The sequence below is a fragment of the Paenisporosarcina quisquiliarum genome, assembly GCF_043641925.1.
Classification (GTDB): domain Bacteria; phylum Bacillota; class Bacilli; order Bacillales_A; family Planococcaceae; genus Paenisporosarcina; species Paenisporosarcina quisquiliarum_A.
On record NZ_JBHZRU010000022.1, the window covers coordinates 52,379 to 68,092 of the forward strand.

Annotated in this window: 15 protein-coding genes; 11 read left to right on the forward strand and 4 right to left on the reverse strand. The window is 30.2% G+C overall.

Features of this window, described 5'->3' with window-relative positions; genetic code table 11:
* Nucleotides 1-117 precede the first annotated feature (117 nt).
* The 4 genes from ACHUE4_RS14885 to ACHUE4_RS14900 are packed head-to-tail and all read left to right on the forward strand — an operon-like array spanning nucleotide 118 to nucleotide 6,776.
* Entirely contained in the window at nucleotides 118-1,422 is a 1,305-nt protein-coding gene (locus tag ACHUE4_RS14885) for a hypothetical protein (protein ID WP_394191428.1), read from the forward strand.
* A complete protein-coding gene (locus ACHUE4_RS14890) occupies nucleotides 1,409-4,336 on the forward strand; it encodes a hypothetical protein (protein ID WP_394191430.1) in 2,928 nt (975 codons plus the stop codon). Before ACHUE4_RS14885 ends, ACHUE4_RS14890 begins: the two co-directional genes overlap by 14 nt.
* A gap of 9 nt (nucleotides 4,337-4,345) precedes the next feature.
* On the forward strand, nucleotides 4,346-6,040 hold the full coding sequence (locus ACHUE4_RS14895; RefSeq protein ID WP_394191432.1) for a site-specific integrase: 1,695 nt from the start codon (nucleotides 4,346-4,348) through the stop codon (nucleotides 6,038-6,040).
* A complete protein-coding gene (locus ACHUE4_RS14900) occupies nucleotides 6,030-6,776 on the forward strand; it encodes a hypothetical protein (protein WP_394191434.1) in 747 nt (248 codons plus the stop codon). The genes ACHUE4_RS14895 and ACHUE4_RS14900 overlap by 11 nt, the downstream gene beginning before the upstream one ends.
* Nucleotides 6,777-6,865: 89 nt before the next feature.
* Here ACHUE4_RS14900 and ACHUE4_RS14905 read toward each other — a convergent pair whose 3' ends face one another.
* Nucleotides 6,866-7,216, reverse strand: coding sequence for a helix-turn-helix domain-containing protein (locus ACHUE4_RS14905; protein WP_394191436.1), 351 nt, complete (start codon nucleotides 7,214-7,216; stop codon nucleotides 6,866-6,868).
* A 135-nt stretch (nucleotides 7,217-7,351) separates the two neighbouring features.
* Here ACHUE4_RS14905 and ACHUE4_RS14910 point away from each other — a divergent pair, with 135 nt between their 5' ends.
* Nucleotides 7,352-8,341, forward strand: a complete 990-nt coding sequence (locus ACHUE4_RS14910) for a DGQHR domain-containing protein (protein WP_394191438.1) — start codon at nucleotides 7,352-7,354, stop codon at nucleotides 8,339-8,341.
* Between the two features lie 863 nt (nucleotides 8,342-9,204).
* The gene (locus ACHUE4_RS14915; protein ID WP_394191440.1) at nucleotides 9,205-9,534 is read left to right on the forward strand and encodes a hypothetical protein; all 330 of its coding nucleotides are present in this window, start codon (nucleotides 9,205-9,207) and stop codon (nucleotides 9,532-9,534) included.
* 374 nt (nucleotides 9,535-9,908) lie between these two features.
* Here the strand turns inward: ACHUE4_RS14915 and ACHUE4_RS14920 are convergent, their stop codons facing one another.
* Together ACHUE4_RS14920 and ACHUE4_RS14925 are read right to left on the reverse strand one after the other, a co-directional pair.
* Nucleotides 9,909-10,829, reverse strand: a complete 921-nt coding sequence (locus tag ACHUE4_RS14920; RefSeq protein ID WP_394191442.1) for a hypothetical protein — start codon at nucleotides 10,827-10,829, stop codon at nucleotides 9,909-9,911.
* The gene (locus ACHUE4_RS14925; RefSeq protein WP_394191444.1) at nucleotides 10,819-11,328 is read right to left on the reverse strand and encodes an RNA polymerase sigma factor; all 510 of its coding nucleotides are present in this window, start codon (nucleotides 11,326-11,328) and stop codon (nucleotides 10,819-10,821) included. The genes ACHUE4_RS14920 and ACHUE4_RS14925 overlap by 11 nt, the downstream gene beginning before the upstream one ends.
* A gap of 256 nt (nucleotides 11,329-11,584) precedes the next feature.
* On the opposite strand from ACHUE4_RS14925, the gene ACHUE4_RS14930 reads away from it, so the two are divergent.
* The 3 genes from ACHUE4_RS14930 to ACHUE4_RS14940 all read left to right on the forward strand — a co-directional run bounded on the left by ACHUE4_RS14930 (nucleotide 11,585) and on the right by ACHUE4_RS14940 (nucleotide 13,230).
* Nucleotides 11,585-11,989, forward strand: coding sequence for a hypothetical protein (locus tag ACHUE4_RS14930; RefSeq protein ID WP_394191446.1), 405 nt, complete (start codon nucleotides 11,585-11,587; stop codon nucleotides 11,987-11,989).
* Between the two features lie 188 nt (nucleotides 11,990-12,177).
* Nucleotides 12,178-12,573 (forward strand): DUF4304 domain-containing protein, encoded by a 396-nt coding sequence (locus tag ACHUE4_RS14935; RefSeq protein ID WP_394191448.1) that lies wholly within the window; start codon nucleotides 12,178-12,180, stop codon nucleotides 12,571-12,573.
* A gap of 138 nt (nucleotides 12,574-12,711) precedes the next feature.
* A complete protein-coding gene (locus tag ACHUE4_RS14940) occupies nucleotides 12,712-13,230 on the forward strand; it encodes a hypothetical protein (protein WP_394191450.1) in 519 nt (172 codons plus the stop codon).
* A 90-nt stretch (nucleotides 13,231-13,320) separates the two neighbouring features.
* Here ACHUE4_RS14940 and xerA read toward each other — a convergent pair whose 3' ends face one another.
* Entirely contained in the window at nucleotides 13,321-14,160 is an 840-nt protein-coding gene (gene xerA / locus ACHUE4_RS14945) for a site-specific tyrosine recombinase/integron integrase (protein WP_394191452.1), read from the reverse strand.
* A gap of 184 nt (nucleotides 14,161-14,344) precedes the next feature.
* Between xerA and ACHUE4_RS14950 the strand changes: the two genes are divergently transcribed.
* Both ACHUE4_RS14950 and ACHUE4_RS14955 read left to right on the forward strand, forming a co-directional pair.
* Nucleotides 14,345-14,920, forward strand: coding sequence for a histidine phosphatase family protein (locus ACHUE4_RS14950; protein WP_394191454.1), 576 nt, complete (start codon nucleotides 14,345-14,347; stop codon nucleotides 14,918-14,920).
* 150 nt (nucleotides 14,921-15,070) lie between these two features.
* A complete protein-coding gene (locus ACHUE4_RS14955; RefSeq protein WP_394191440.1) occupies nucleotides 15,071-15,400 on the forward strand; it encodes a hypothetical protein in 330 nt (109 codons plus the stop codon).
* Nucleotides 15,401-15,714: the final 314 nt, after the last annotated feature.

Genomic DNA, 15,714 nt, shown 5'->3' on the forward strand with positions numbered 1-15,714 from the left:
ACTTACAAGCAATTTATTAATACTTGAGTATTTAACCAAAAAATGAATTCTAGGTTATAATCACTTTATAGGATTTTTGTTAAATTATTTTGTTTATTAATGAAAGAGGGTAAATAGATGGAATTATATGTAGTTCGGGAATATGACATATTAGAAGTAAATGGAGAAGTTGAAACTTATATTTCAACAATTGGAATTGGCATTAAGAATACAAGAACAAATATTATCTATCCCTCACCAATTACAAATTTTATAAAATCAATGTATAGAAATAAAGGTAAATCCCTAAGCAGCCAACGAAATAGTGCATATGCAGTAACTAGATTTTTAAATTACATAACACGTCAAATTAGTGAAGAAAATAATGATTTTATAGATTTAAAAAATATTGGTTTATGTGGTCTAGGATTAATTCATGGTTCACAATATATTTCTTTTTTATCCTTAAAAGTTAATGCAGGGAGTCTTTCCACTAACTATGTTAATGACCAGATGCAATATTTAATCAAGTTTTACTACTGGTTAAAAATCCAAGGAATTATCCATGACGATTTTAAGATTGAATACAAATCTATAAAAAGAGGGAATTTTGAGAGAATAGTTGAGGTCAACCCCTTCGACAATTTTGAACTAGGTACTATTTTAACTGGTAGAGATGAAAGAGTTTTAAATAAATTATCGGATTTCGGTTCAAACAGATATAATCTGACTATAAAATTTATCAACATTGCCAGAAATGTTGCACCAGAAATTGTTTTAGGCATATGTTTTCAGTTTTTTGGAGGAGTAAGAAGATCCGAGGTAGTGAACTTAACACGTCAAAGTATAATAAATCACGGAGATGGGTTAATCCTACATATAAGAGATAATCAAAAATTGCTATTTCCCAATGTAAAAAATACTTCTGATATTCAAGTGAAGACACCAAGGAATCAAACTCTTTTAATGAATGACTTAATGTTAAACATTTATAAAGAACATTTAAGTAGACTTGATGGTTTTAAAAGAAAAAACAATAATTCAAATGTTTTGTTTGCTTCTGAACATACTGGTTTGCCTATAACAGGAAAGCAATATCATTCTAAATTTATGAAAGTAAAAAAAGCTTTATTAAATACTCTTAGTACAGAAGAAAACATAAATGACTACCTATTGTTAGCTGAAACTAGCTGGTCTACTCACATCGGTAGGGGTATATTTACTAACTTTTTACTTGATCTTGGACTTAATCCAACTCAAATAGCTATAGCAAGGGGTGATAGAAATATAAACTCTGCACTGGCATATGTTGATGAAAAGACCGCTATTGAAAATATGAAAGTGGCTATCAATAATATTCGCGAGGCTTACGAAAAAAGAGAATCAATAATTAATTCAGAGACATTAAAAAAGTGGAGAGAGGTGGAAAATGGATATTTCTAAGGAAAAATTATACCGAAAATTTGAGATAGCAAAACTTCTGGAAGTTTCATATACAGGTAAATTAAAAAAGATATTTAAAGAATATAATTTCCATCCTGTTCTGACCGATGAAAATAATATTGAATATTATCAGGCAAGTGTATTAGAATTTTTAATTAATAAACAGAATGAGCTTTACCAATATTTCAATGAAACTTATTATACCTATGCCGAAACAATATCACTATCACTAAATGTAACTTCATATGACTTGAATTTATCTAACCCTATAGAAATACCAAATCTAATAAAGATCAAGAAATTTCAATATTCTAGGCTCGGATATGAAATAAAAGCACTTAATAAAAGAATCGAACAAAAAGAAATTCTTCAGACATCATCCTCCTATTCAACCAGAGAAGTTTTGTTATTATTCAATTTTAGAGATATTGAAAAACTTTTAAAAGAGAATAATATTGAACCAATAATAAAAAAACAAGTTGGTAGAAAATTCTATAGGTGGAGCAAAAAAGAAATTGACAATTTATTAATAGAAAGAACAAAACAATACAACTATTTCGACAAAAACTTTTTGACAAATAACGAGGTGAAAGAATTATTAAATATTACATTGATTAATAGTATTTTGATAAAGAAAGCGAATTTAGTTACTGAGAAGCTACCTTCACTTATAAAATATAATCGTTTTCAAAGTACGCACATTGTCTATACCAAAAATTCAATTATGGAATATATTGAATTTAAAAAAGAAAAAGAAAAAAATATATTAAAATCTAAACTAGAAAAGAAAAAGAAGATTAATTTAAAAAATGAAATGTTATTAAATAATTTCATTACATTAACCAATATTAGTGATTTATTGGGATTATCATTACAAATTACGAAAGAAGTCTTAAAAGAGAATGATTTAGAACCAAAGTATATAAATAATAGTGGTAAACACTATTTAAAGAGTGCTATTCACTTACTTAAGGAAAACCAAGATCTTCTCTATAAAACATTTGAAAAAGAGTACATGACAATGAATGAGATACGTTCAGAAAAAAAAATCGGATTAAAACCATATCGTAATTTAACCTCCATATCGGTTCCTAAAATCATCATGAAAGGCAAATATAAATCGAAAATTTATGTTTACCCTAAAGTTGAGATTGAGGAATTATATGTTATTCGTAAAAAAGAACAGCACTTAAAAGAAATACTAAAAGATGTAAGTATTCCCTTCCCTGTTTTTGAAAAATTAATATCTGAAAAAGGTATTAACTTCTCACCTAATGCAACATTAACTAAAAAATATTGGACTTCTTTTGTGAGACAAAAGTTAAATAAAACCCAAGGTAGTAAGGCTAATGTAAAAGTTCTAATTAATCGTTTAGTAACAATTACAGGTATAATTGCTAACTCGACAATAGAAAAAGAGATATTTTCCTATTCAACAAATGAATTAAATTTATTGTTTTTTAACACTGAATTATATCTTGATTATCAAGTAGTCATTTTCTCGTTTTTTAATGTAATTAACGATGAGACACATTTTAATATATTTGATTTCGCGAAACTTAAGAATCCTAATATAGTTAGAAGAAGTAAAGTGACTAACAATAAACAAGTATACTCACCTAAGCAGTTTATAGAACTTTTAGATTATGCAAGTAAAGTAGAATTACATAAACAAAATGCAATTATTGATATTAATAATGCTTTAAAAAATATAAAAAAATACAAAAAATATGACTCGGCTTGGCTTTATGTTTTACTCCACTTGAATAACGGATGGCGGTCTTCTGATTTTACTTATAAAATCCCAAGGTTGGAATTACCACCGAATATTAGTATTAATACAGATTTTTCAAAAAATCCTTTAAGTTCTAAGGAAGCAAAACTCATCATAGTTCAACTTTCAAGTAAATTACAGTCTTTCAAACATTCTAAAAACAGGAAATCAAATTACTTCTTTTGTTCTGAAGAACTAGAATATCCTCTCGCAAATGCTTTGATGATTTGTGAATTAAGAACAAGGTTAATAAATCCGAATAATATACATCTGATTGATTTTATGAATGAGGATAATGAGATGCTTACTGGTACTCAAAATTTATTTTTCAGTAATTATAGCAAGGATTTTAAATTTGGATCATTAAAAATGAATCGTACTTTCATGGGATTAATGACTGATGTAATTAAGAAAAAAACAAATAGAAATCCTTTAGAAATTACAAAATTCATTCGAAATCACACTGATATAGAAACTACAAATGTTTACATTGATATTCCTCAAGAACACTTGGACTATATTTCTAGTCAACTTTTTGATAAAGGATATTTTGGATATACGTATGACCTATTTTTAAAAGTATTACTTGAATCTGATCAAAACGATCCTATTAGTTCTATAAATAAATCCAATATTATTAAAAATGTATTTGGTGATATTTATAATATTGAAAACTTATCAAAATATATAAACCACTTAGAGAAGGAAGATGAAGCGCTCCTTAATTACTTGAAAACTTTAACAAAAAAAGAACTTCTTGAAAAAATGCTTTTAATAAACCTTGGACAACTTCCTGCAAAAGAAGAGAATTATCAATGCATTTTTGGGAAGTGCATTTTTTTAGAAAGAGATTGTAGCAGGTGCCCTTTCTCTATTCCCCATTTTTATGCTTTAACCAAAATCGGTGAAAACATAGTAAAACGTCTTAATGATTATAAAGAAATTCATAATAACTCTATGTATCTAGGAGAAAAAGTAAGAATTTCAAATTTACTAATTTCAGATCTATTAATATTAAGCTACGCTAAAGAAAAGTTTGGAGAAGATGTCTTAAGTGCATTTATTAACATTGAGTATGCAGAGTTAAAGAAACAAATAAAATCACTACCTAATCCATATGAATATATGTCAAATCAATAGAGGTAAAAAATGCTGAATATAAAGAGCGAAGAGATTGAATTGCTTGAGATTTATGTTAACGAAGAATTTGACTTAACACGTTCAATTTTTGAGTCGAAGGAGATATTAACTAAATACTCAAATGAAAATCATTTTAATCAATGTGATTTTGATGAAGATTTATGGACTTTACATGATGAATCTCAAAAAACAAATCGTTACATAAACTTTGACCGACTAACTAACCTTAATTTCAAATCCGAACACAATTTTAAAACTATTATAAAATGCTGGGCTTCTACTTTAATTGATCGAGGATACGTTTCAGGTACTACTACTTTAACGGTAAAAAAGCTCTTGAAAACTCTTACAATATCGAATGGATTTTCACAGAATTTTATTGAAGAAACTTTTGAATTTTTATTGAATAGAAGTGAAAGATCCCAATTATTTCTTTGCAATGCAATTCTAAACTTTATTGATTATTATCCATTAATAGATGAAGAAGGTATCTACACAGAAAAAATATGGGAAATAAAATCAAAGATTCAGATTAGTATTGGTATTAGAGAAATTCCAAGCTCACATGATATATTAAAATTTTCACTGGTAGTTGAGGATTATTTTAAAATTAATTTATCTGATGAGTACTATCGTAAATACTTCTGTATTTATCTTTGGTGGAATCTCACAACTATAATACCTTTAAGAATTTCAGAGTTCTGTGATATAGATAGAAATAGTTTACTTGAGAAAAAAGATGGATTTTTTTTAAAGTTACCTAGAAAAAAACAAAATAGTCGTAGAATACAGGTTATTGATACGATTTTGATACCAAAAGAATTGGGTCTAGCAATAAAAAAATATTTAGACGTCACTGATAAATATGGTAAATCAACCACCCTGCTTTCGTATGTGTCCTTACCGATTGAAAAGTTTTATATTAATCTAAAGATTGATTCAAATTCCTTCAGTACAAGAACAATGTCAAGAATATTAAATGACTTTTATACCGAGATTGTTTCCAAAAAATACGGATTTCGAATAATGGATCAAGAAAACATAAAACTAATTGAAACCGCATCATCTCTAAATAAAGTTATTAACAGAAAAATAAGACCTAATGATACACGACATTTGGCCTTTTTAAATCTTATGACCCAAGGCTATCATCCAGTTGAAATTGCTAGATTAGGGGGGCATGTCTCTATTTATTCTCAATACCATTATCATCAACATTTAGAATATTGGGTTGACTCTGAGGTAATGGAGTTAATGCTTAAGTTTAATTTAAACAGGAATATTGGCCAACTAACAAAAGATATATTTGATGAAAATAAATTCAAAGAAAAGTTCATATTAAGACCCAACGAGAATAAAGATGTTAAAATCCCTTTGAGTATTGGGTATTGTACGGATCCAACACAAAATTGCAAAGTTGAAGAGCATGTTTTTTGCGATGCATGGCGCATTTCATTTGATGAATATAAAGAGAAGGCAGAATATATTAAGAGAATAATTAATGAAAAAGAAAGTAACGCAAAACTACTAGTACACAATTTAATCAATCTTAATCAAATAGCTATTAAAGGATTTAAGAGTGACCTTAACTCCGAAGATAATGTCTTATTTAATCGAGAATTACAAGAAACTTCCAAGCAGTTAAAGCATTCTTTATATCAACTAGCTATGTTAAAAGAGAAGGTGACAACGAATGAGTACTAAAGGACGAAAGCCTCAAATTTATCCAGGTGAAATAATTGATAAAATAATATACCAATATCTCCAATTAAATAAAAATACAGGTCTTATTAAATATTTAGATGTACATCGATTTTCTCAAGAACTTTTTAATAAAGGTGAAACCTTAAACAACTTTAGTGAAGATTTTTGGAGAAAACCAGGAAGACAAGGAAGGAAAGCAATTGATGGAGCAAATGAAGTGCTTGAACACACAATTTCTGTATCAGGTATATCAGAGGACAAAGTAATTGATTCGATTGATGCAGTAAACAAATTCTTTATTGGTAAAAATGAAAATAAAGAGAAACTTATAGGCGCATTACTTATTAATGAAAACAAACTCAAAAAATATATTCTGAAAAACCAAAAAATCGAATCCGATTTAAAAAAACGCATCAATGAGATCGAACTTTTAAAAGGAGTAAACCAAAACTACTTAAAGATGCTAAATGAATACGAAAAGATTTTTTTTCAGTGGCTTGATGCTAGTAGCCATGAAGATGTACCATTAATTAATTTAATTACCACCGGTAAAACAAGAAATAAAGTTGTGCAACATTTGTTTAATACTATGTTTAGTGAAAATCCGAATCAGGGATATGAGAAATTCCAGGAGTTCAGGAAAAATATAAGGAAAGAAGAACTTAATAATAATACAAAAATTGTATCCTTTAGAGAAAAGAAAGAAAACTCACTTATTGAGGATTTTAATCTCTAACCTTATTCAAAGTAATTACTCATTCTTAAAACTAAAGGAGGGTAATTACTTTTTTTCTTGGACTAATTGTGACTTCTTATGATAAGTGTTTAGGGGTTTTTATATGTTTCCAATATTTCTTTAGCTATCTTATGAATTAGTTTTATATCTTTCTCAGTTTTATCTGTAAGCAAATTAACTAACATACTAATCGCTTGTTTTTTATAAATATAATCTTCATCGATATTCAAATTGAAGTTAAAAATAGATTTAGGATCTTCTTCTAAACCATTAATGACTTTTTCTAATGTCTGCAAAGTAATATTTCTATCGCCTCTTTCGATCCCCGCTAGAAATGAAGTTTGGAGTCCAGACTTTTCCGCTAATTCCTCCTGCGTTAAATTATTTATTTTTCTTATTTCTCTTATATTAATTCCTACAAGTTTAATTAAATTATCCATAATAATCACCTCTCTTTAAGAGTAGGTGAGCCTTATTCCAGTAAACAGATGAATATGATATAACTTCCATTGAAAAATGTACTTATAAGTACTATATTCATAAAAGTGAATGTGAAAAAGGAGAAGTGTATTTTTATGAGGAATTCTTTATCAACCAATATAGTCATAGAAAATGTTCTGCAATTTAAAATGAGAGGAAGAGTTGCCTACCAAGGATTTGTCTCATCACAAGTAGCTATCAATTTCTTTTATTCGAAGCCCTTTGATGAACCATCAGGAAAAGGTTATCAAAGACCGGTTAACAAAAACCGAAGCGTTGATTTTGCCAAGTATTTAGCACAAGGCGAGAATTCCTTATACACGCCTATATTATTAAACGCGAGTGGAAATTGGGAATTCCAAGCATACGATAGAAATCGTCCTCTCTTTGGTCGGTTAGTTGCTGAGAAAAAAGCTTCACTTATGGATGGTCAACATAGACTAGCTGGAATAGAAAAGTATGTTAAAAAGACAAATTCTACACTAAATGTACCTTTTTTAGCATTTCATTTTCTGGATGAAGATGAAGAAATTAAGTTATTCGATACAATTAATACAAAAGCAAAAGGAATTGGTACTTCCTTAAGCAAGTATTTAAATAGGGATAATGATGACCTCAGTTGGGTTGCAACTAATTTAATATTAAAACCTAATAGTCCTTTTTATCAAAAAGGAACTTTGATAGGAAAAAGAAACAAAGATAGGCACATAACGCTCCAAAATCTATATAATGTTGTCTCATTATTGATTAAAAAATCTCAATTGGAAGATTTACCTAAAGAAAAGATATTAAACATTTCTATGTTTTATTTTGATTCAATAAGTAATCTCTTACCTGAACAGTGGGAGGATATTAAATCATATAGATTAAGTCATGTAATTTCACTGTACGCACTAGCGATCGCGGGAAATAAAATTATTAATTCTAATTACTTGAGTAAGAGTCAGCAGCCAGATTCTACTAAGATATTATCTACATTGAATAAACTACAACAAATTGATTGGTCTAATAATGGTGACCTAAAATACCTTAAAGGTCTCGGTGGTTCTAAAATATTAGCTGAAGATATTTTAAATTGTTTATAGTACGCTACCAACAAAACATTTAACCGTTTTGGATTAAGAAGAATAACACCACATTTACTACAAAAGGAGCTCATCGAACCATAATGACAGTGCACCATGTGGGTTTAAAACAAAGTCGTACCGTTTGTAAAAAAGATGATGTACCGTTTAAAACAAAGTTATATCGTTTATAAAAAAGTTGCACCGTTTTACCCCTTTGGAATTTTATCTGAGGGGGTGTTTCGTTGTAAAAAGGACTTACTTAATTAAGTAGTTCTGTGTAGACTGAATTTATATAAATAATAGAAATGATATATGTAGTTTGTGAAGGAATTCACTTAAACTAACGGGGCAGTTTAGCGAAAGAAGGAACAAGGATATATTCCCATTTTAACAAACGAAAAGGTTATAGTAGAATTCAATTGTACAGTTAATCAATGCGATTGCGGATGAAAATTAATATTGATTTATCTAAGTAAGGGGTGACATAAAATTATGGATTTGAAGTATAAAAATAAAAAATTAACAATATTGAGTATATTAGTAATTTTCTCTGTGTACTTTGTGTATTATTTTATTGGTTATTTGGTTAACACTGACATCTTAAATGCTATAACACCCCATAGAAATGGATTTTCAATCAGTTTCATTGGGATTTTTCTATTATTTGGTACTTCACTTTTAATTGTATATTTTATCGGTAAATATAGAGAAAAAAGAAAGAAATAAGTAATCGTTATTCAACTAACGGGTGCTTTACTTCAAGAAGGAAGTATAGCTTTTTTTCTGGTTCAACAAACGAGGCAGTTTAGTTTAACAAAACTGGAAGCCGTCGTGATGAATATTCATATGAATTAGGGTATTACTATAATGAGGTGAATTTCATGAAGTTTAATCAAATGACAGAAGAAGAAAAACGTAAATTGATTATTTCAATGTACTTTCTACGAAAAGGTTCATTTCAATTAAACCGTTTACATGATGAATTTAACCATAGAGATAATGATGATGAAATAAAGGTAGCAATGAATAAGGAAAGCAACCTTTTTCAAGCAATAGCACGATTTGATGATATGTACCTTTATTCAGAAAATGAAAACGAAAATGAAGAGATACAAAAATTAGAGGATGAAATATATGAATGGATTGAGGATTACGGATTTACCGAGGACATTAAGAAGTATTTTGATAAGAATAGTATCATGTTCAGCTAATTGAGTGTGAAGCTTAAATAAGGCATCGGTTTTTCCTTCTTCAACTAACGGGTGCACTTCTTCAATAAGGAGTGAACCCTTTTCTTATTGAACTCCCATGAAAATTAAAATTAAAAAAAGAGCAAATTAAAGTATACACAGTAAAACACTTTTTTTTTAAAAGCTGAGCCTTTGTAAGATTTATTATTAAGCTGTCAGGTATTAAAAAATCCTCCTTCTAGTAAAAATCATTTTCTTCTTCTTTGATGCACAGTTGGTATTGCGATGAATGGGGGGCAGTTAATTCGGAAATCCCATTTTTCTAAAAAGCATGATTGGTATTGCTATCATTGACGAAAAAAACCTGTGAGGAAGTTTTTCCTCACAGAATTTTATTAATTGCTAAATGATTGAGTTAGCTCTCCATCGATTTCCAATGTCCATTTTTCTTGTTTAGAAAAATCTAACTTTCCATTAAAAATGTAAATCTCTGCACCGGTAGAAGCATCATAATTCATAGCATCTTGCTTAAATATAGCTTGATCAACTACTTTTCCTTTTTCATCAAATAACTTTACTCCTATTTCCTTTTTGTCTTTCCAAGAACTCTCAATATTAATTGAACTTTCTTTGTCTATATTCATTTCCAACGGAGATTCCATTAATATATAATGCTTTGTTTTTGGAAATGGAGGAAGGACATCTAAAGTAAATTCTTCATATAAATTTTCTTCTACATAAAATGATAACTTCCATTTCCCTTCACTTGGAAACGGTTTATATTGGTGCAAAACATGAGCATTCTCACTGTTTAGAGCAGAGCCAAGTTTTCCTTCGGATAAGGTGATTTCTTCATTATTAGTACTTATGGCATCCACTCGATATGTTTTCCCTACAAGTTCTGCAGGATCTCCCCAGAAAAAGGTCATTAATTTAGCAACTCTTCGCTTATCTTCTGCGACAAAATGTTGAAAAGTATTTAATAGGGCAACTTTCCCTTTAATGCCGATGACTTCTTGTTTTGTATCCGCTAGGACAAAGTTCTCTCCTTCTTTGGCGACAAAATCTATTCCTTCATGTTCTTGCTGGTCGGCTGTAAGGTTTCGCTCATCCTTTCCATAATACTGGGTCATAACAAGAATACTCAAAACAGCGAAGGAGAAAATTACAGCAAATATAGGTTTAATAAACAATTTTCTATCGATAGAAGATTCCTCTGAAGTTAATCTTAAAATAATTCTTTGTTTTTGTTCTTTGTTCAAAGAATGCTTTGAAAGGTTCCTTAGATCTTCCTGAATTTGTTGGTTATCTGTCATACAAAAACCCATCCTCTTCTAAAATTTCTCTTAATTTTTTTAGTGCCCGATGGTACATTACGTTAACCTTATTTTGGCTACATTTTAAAACTGAACTGGTCTCCTGTGATGAAAAATCTAGAATACCTCTCAGTATCACCACTTCTTTGTATGGATTAGAAAGCTTATGAATAGCACTGTTTAATTGATTATTTTCAAGTTTTCTTATTATACTGGTTTCAACATCCAAAGAATATGCTTCATCTGATGAGAGGATATGTTTGATTCTCTCCCATACTTTTGCCCTTCGATAGCGGTCGATGACAATATTTCTTGCAATAGAAATAAGCCATGTTTTGGGATGTGATTCCCCTTTGAAATTTGAAGATTTATTCATAGCAACTAAAAAAGTGTCCTGAACAAGGTCTTCCACTTCTATAGAACCTGTAAAATATATAAGAAAAGTTGTAACATCTTTCTCGTAGCTGTGAAACCAATCTGCAATCGAGTATTTCTCCATTCCATCCCTCCTTGTTAATTTGACGAATAAATAAAAATGTAATTACAGAAAAATAGGAAAATGTTTCTTTTCTTAATTACAGGATGTCAGGTAGGTCATGCAAGACAGACTAGTTTTAAATGCTTACCCGATATAGCCAGATAATAGAAAAATGAGCTGCTAAGTCAGCTCTTTTTTCTTATTGAACTAACGAGGCTGGTTAGTTGAAGAAGATACGATGCTTTTTTAATTTATTTCTGATATAGGGGTGCTCAAAATGAAGAAAATTATCTCTATTATCCTTATTACCCTTTGTTTATTTATTGCATTTTTTTTTTACAAAGGTAGTATCGAGGGGTTTAAAGAATACTTAAGCGAAGAAAGCATTGAATTTAATGAAGTATCAATTAACCATAAATCTACATTAGATAAAAGACTGCTCGGAAAGGAACCCCATCACCTTGAAATTACAAGTGAAGATTTCCTGCATATCTATAAGTATCCGAGTAAAAGCTTAGCTCAAATGGCAAGAGATACTTTTATTAAGAAAACAGAATCGATGGATATGGTTTCCCACAATTTATATGTGGTAGAAGATATGTTTATCATCTATGAATTTCATAGGGAAGTAAATGATTTCAACAAGTACCTGTCCGAAATAATAAGTGAGTATAAGAAATGAATATGTTTGCTGTTCTGCGATTTGGCACCACGACTAAGATAGTGGCATTATCTTCTTGAACTAACGGGTGCTTTACTTCAAGAAGGAGTAAAGCATTTTTCCTTCTTGAACTAACGGAGCAGGTTAATTTAACAGTAAAAAGGAAAAATAAATGAACATAATATATCACATCATTTGAGGGGGTTATTATGAATATTCTATCCAAAGAACAACTAACTGATTGTTTGAAGCCAGTTTTTAAACAGCAAGGTTTTAAAAAAAACAAAACAACATGGTCGAAAACAAAAGATGATTTAATATATGTTCTTAATATTCAAGGGTCGCAGTGGAGTAATGAGGACTACTATATTAACGTAGCGATATATATTAAAGCTCTTGGAACTGAAATAAATCCAACTGAATACCGTTGTCATGTTAGAAGTCGGATTGACAAAGAGAAGAAGTCGTGTGTTTCAATTTGCAAAGAAGTATTGGATTGGTTTGAAAAATACGGAGACATTCAAAGACTTAAAACACTTTGGCGACAAAATGGATTGCCGTTAATGATTACAGTTGATGCACAGAATTACCTTGATGATCTTTAACTAACGGGTGCTTTAGTTAAAGATCATCGGGCTGTTTACGCAGCCTTTTTCTTATTGAACTAACGGAGCAGGTTAGTACAAGAAGACCTTACTACTTTTAGCATATAAAATCATTTTATATTGGGAGGAATGAATATTTTGAGTAACATATTCAAAGCAACTATTTTATTTTTATTATTTGGGGCATTATTCTTAGTTGGTTGTAGTGGGAATGAAGTTAACTTACAAGATGGGGATAAGCATATAACCGAAGAAATAGATGAGGTCATTTCTGATTACATTATACAAAAATACTCATCCTCGTATTTGGATACAGAAAAACAATTTGAAGTCCATAAAGTATATGGCACGAATGAATCAGATGGGGTTATAAGCGTATATATGTGGTCTTATTACGGCGGTTTTAATAAATCCACTGGAATAGAAAACCAAGCAGGACATTCATTACCTGCCTTAGTTCAGTTAAGTAAAAAAGAAGAAAATTATTCTGTTATTGAATACACAGAACCACAAGACGGTAGTTTGTATCAGTCCTCTCTAAAAAAAATGTTTCCCAAAAAATACTTGAAATTGGCTCAACAAGATAGTGGGAATATAGAGGATTTACAAAAAGAGATGGATAAAAAAGTGGAACAATGGTTAGAGGGTCAGGAGTAATTGTGAGTTGATTTTAATATTCTAATATTCAATTAACGGGTGCTTTTGTCAAAAGGAGCAACGTCTTATAAGACGTTGCTCCTTCTACGTTTAAAAGTACTTCTGATAATACTCTTTCCTTAACCTTCCGCTTAATTGAGCATATATCCTTGTGGTTTCACTTTTCTCATGCCCCATAAGACTTTGTATGACCTCAATAGGAGCTCCATTATTCAACAAATGAGTTGCATAGCTGTGCCTAAGTTGGTGTGGATGAATCTCTTTATTGATTTCAGCACGATTTGAGATTCGCTTGATGATGTATCGCATTTGGGCGACACTCATTTTATGTGGCTGCCTTGCTGTCACAAAGACGGCAGGATTATTGTCATCACGGCTTTCGATATAGCGTTTAAGCCATATCTCGCATCGTATATTAAAATAAACTTCCCTCTCCTTATCACCTTTCCCTCTTACGATCGCGGATTGATTGGACCAATTAATATGGTTCTTTTCTAACGCAACTATTTCTCCAATTCGACAACCTGTAGAAAACATGAATTCGAAAATCGCTTTTTCCATTGGGGAATGACAGGATTCACGCAGATGTTCAATCTCTCGTTCTGTTAAATACTTTGGTATCCTCTTACCTACTTTGGGCTCTTTAATTTTGGAAGTTGGATTCTTCTTCAGGTAACCTTCTTCATGAGACCAACGAAAAAACGATTTCATAAAGCGGATACGATGTGCAAGACTGGCTGGTTTTAAATGCTTGCCCGATCTAGCAAGATATTCTTTCAGTTGATTTGTATCTAGCAATTCTATCTCTACATCCTTAAAATAACCAATTAATAGCAAAGACTGTAACTGGTAGGCCTTCAATGTTTTCGGTGAAAAACCCTCTATTCGTTTATCAGCTTCAAACGAAGACCAAGCTTTTGACAGTAACAATTCCATACCTCCTAAAAAAGTAAGATTAAAGGAATTATTGCCAACTTAATAGAATTAAAAACATTATGAGTAGTATTACTAACGGGGCAGGTTAGTTGAATAAGGATAATCTAAAATAAATGGTCAATTAACTAAAAATACTTGTATCTTGTATGAAAAATACTAACTATGGAGGAGAGTTTAATTGGAGTTGATATTTGTTCGTCACGGACAAGGAGAACATACATTAGATATTCCGAGTAGTCTACAAATAACAGACCCATCGTTAACGATTAAAGGAGTAAACCAAGCAAAATTATTAAGAAATCAAATTCCTTTAACTGATAAAGATATTATAATAATAAGTCCTATTAGAAGAACGCTGGAAACAGCATTCATTTGGAGTGAAAATATTGACTGTCGCAAGATAGTAAGTCCAATAGTCTCTCCTAGAATGTTTCCTATTCTGCCAGATAGGAGTACATTACCTTGTGATAAAATAATTGATTTAGAAAGAATTAAAAATGATTTTCCAACTTTTGAAATAGATATGAAGGTTCCTCTACATATATGGTCTAATGGCATAAATGTTTTGCCTGAAAGTGAATTTATAAAAATAGCTGAAAATTTCATTTCTGATTGCAAGCAACTACAAAAAGAAAAGATTTATATAGTATCACACGATGGAACGATTACTTCTTATCGTCAAATGATTTCGGGGCAAAGTCTAACCAGAAAAGATTTCCCTCAAGAAACAGAATGGTTTCAAATTAGTTGTTGAACTAAGAGGTGCTTTAGTTAAAGATCATAGGGCTGCGTAAACAGCTCTTTTTCTTATTGAACTAACGAAGCAGTTTAGTTTAACAAGACTGGAAGCCGTCTTGATGAATATTCATATGAATTAGGGTATTACTATAATGAGGTGAATTTTATGAAGTTTAATCAAATGACAGAAGAAGAAAAACGTAAATTGATTATTTCAATGTACTTTCTACGAAAAGGTTCATTTCAATTAAACCGTTTACATGATGAATTTAACCATAGAGATAATGATGATGAAATAAAGGTAGCAATGAATAAGGAAAGCAACCTTTTTCAAGCAATAGCACGATTTGATGATATGTACCTTTATTCAGAAAATGAAAACGAAAATGAAGAGATACAAAAATTAGAGGATGAAATATATGAATGGATTGAGGATTACGGATTTACCGAGGACATTAAGAAGTATTTTGATAAGAATAGTATTATGTTCAGCTAAGTGAGTGTGATACTTGAATAAGGCTTCAGTTTTTCCTTCTTCAATTAACGGGTGCGTTAGTTAAAGAACATCGGGTTGCTTTTGCAGCCCTTTTTTTATTGAACTAATAGGGCAGTTTAGCTAAAGAATATTAATAATTTCAATGGGCATATTACCTACAAAATAAGTTGAGTAGGTGATTAAATGAAAAAAATAGTTACATTTTTAATATTCATAATTTTGATGACTACATCGACCATAATTTATGCAAATCTTCCTACAAAAACAAAAGCAACAAGAGAGAATTTGCTTGAAGATGCTGTAAAGCAAGAAGC

Coding starts and splice junctions, on each gene's coding strand:
- ACHUE4_RS14885 (WP_394191428.1), top strand. CDS start 118: ATGGAATTATATGTAGTTCGGGAATATGACATATTAGAAGTAAATGGA.
- ACHUE4_RS14890 (WP_394191430.1), top strand. CDS start 1,409: ATGGATATTTCTAAGGAAAAATTATACCGAAAATTTGAGATAGCAAAA.
- ACHUE4_RS14895 (WP_394191432.1), top strand. CDS start 4,346: ATGCTGAATATAAAGAGCGAAGAGATTGAATTGCTTGAGATTTATGTT.
- ACHUE4_RS14900 (WP_394191434.1), top strand. CDS start 6,030: ATGAGTACTAAAGGACGAAAGCCTCAAATTTATCCAGGTGAAATAATT.
- ACHUE4_RS14905 (WP_394191436.1), bottom strand. CDS start 7,216: ATGGATAATTTAATTAAACTTGTAGGAATTAATATAAGAGAAATAAGA.
- ACHUE4_RS14910 (WP_394191438.1), top strand. CDS start 7,352: ATGAGGAATTCTTTATCAACCAATATAGTCATAGAAAATGTTCTGCAA.
- ACHUE4_RS14915 (WP_394191440.1), top strand. CDS start 9,205: ATGAAGTTTAATCAAATGACAGAAGAAGAAAAACGTAAATTGATTATT.
- ACHUE4_RS14920 (WP_394191442.1), bottom strand. CDS start 10,829: ATGACAGATAACCAACAAATTCAGGAAGATCTAAGGAACCTTTCAAAG.
- ACHUE4_RS14925 (WP_394191444.1), bottom strand. CDS start 11,328: ATGGAGAAATACTCGATTGCAGATTGGTTTCACAGCTACGAGAAAGAT.
- ACHUE4_RS14930 (WP_394191446.1), top strand. CDS start 11,585: ATGAAGAAAATTATCTCTATTATCCTTATTACCCTTTGTTTATTTATT.
- ACHUE4_RS14935 (WP_394191448.1), top strand. CDS start 12,178: ATGAATATTCTATCCAAAGAACAACTAACTGATTGTTTGAAGCCAGTT.
- ACHUE4_RS14955 (WP_394191440.1), top strand. CDS start 15,071: ATGAAGTTTAATCAAATGACAGAAGAAGAAAAACGTAAATTGATTATT.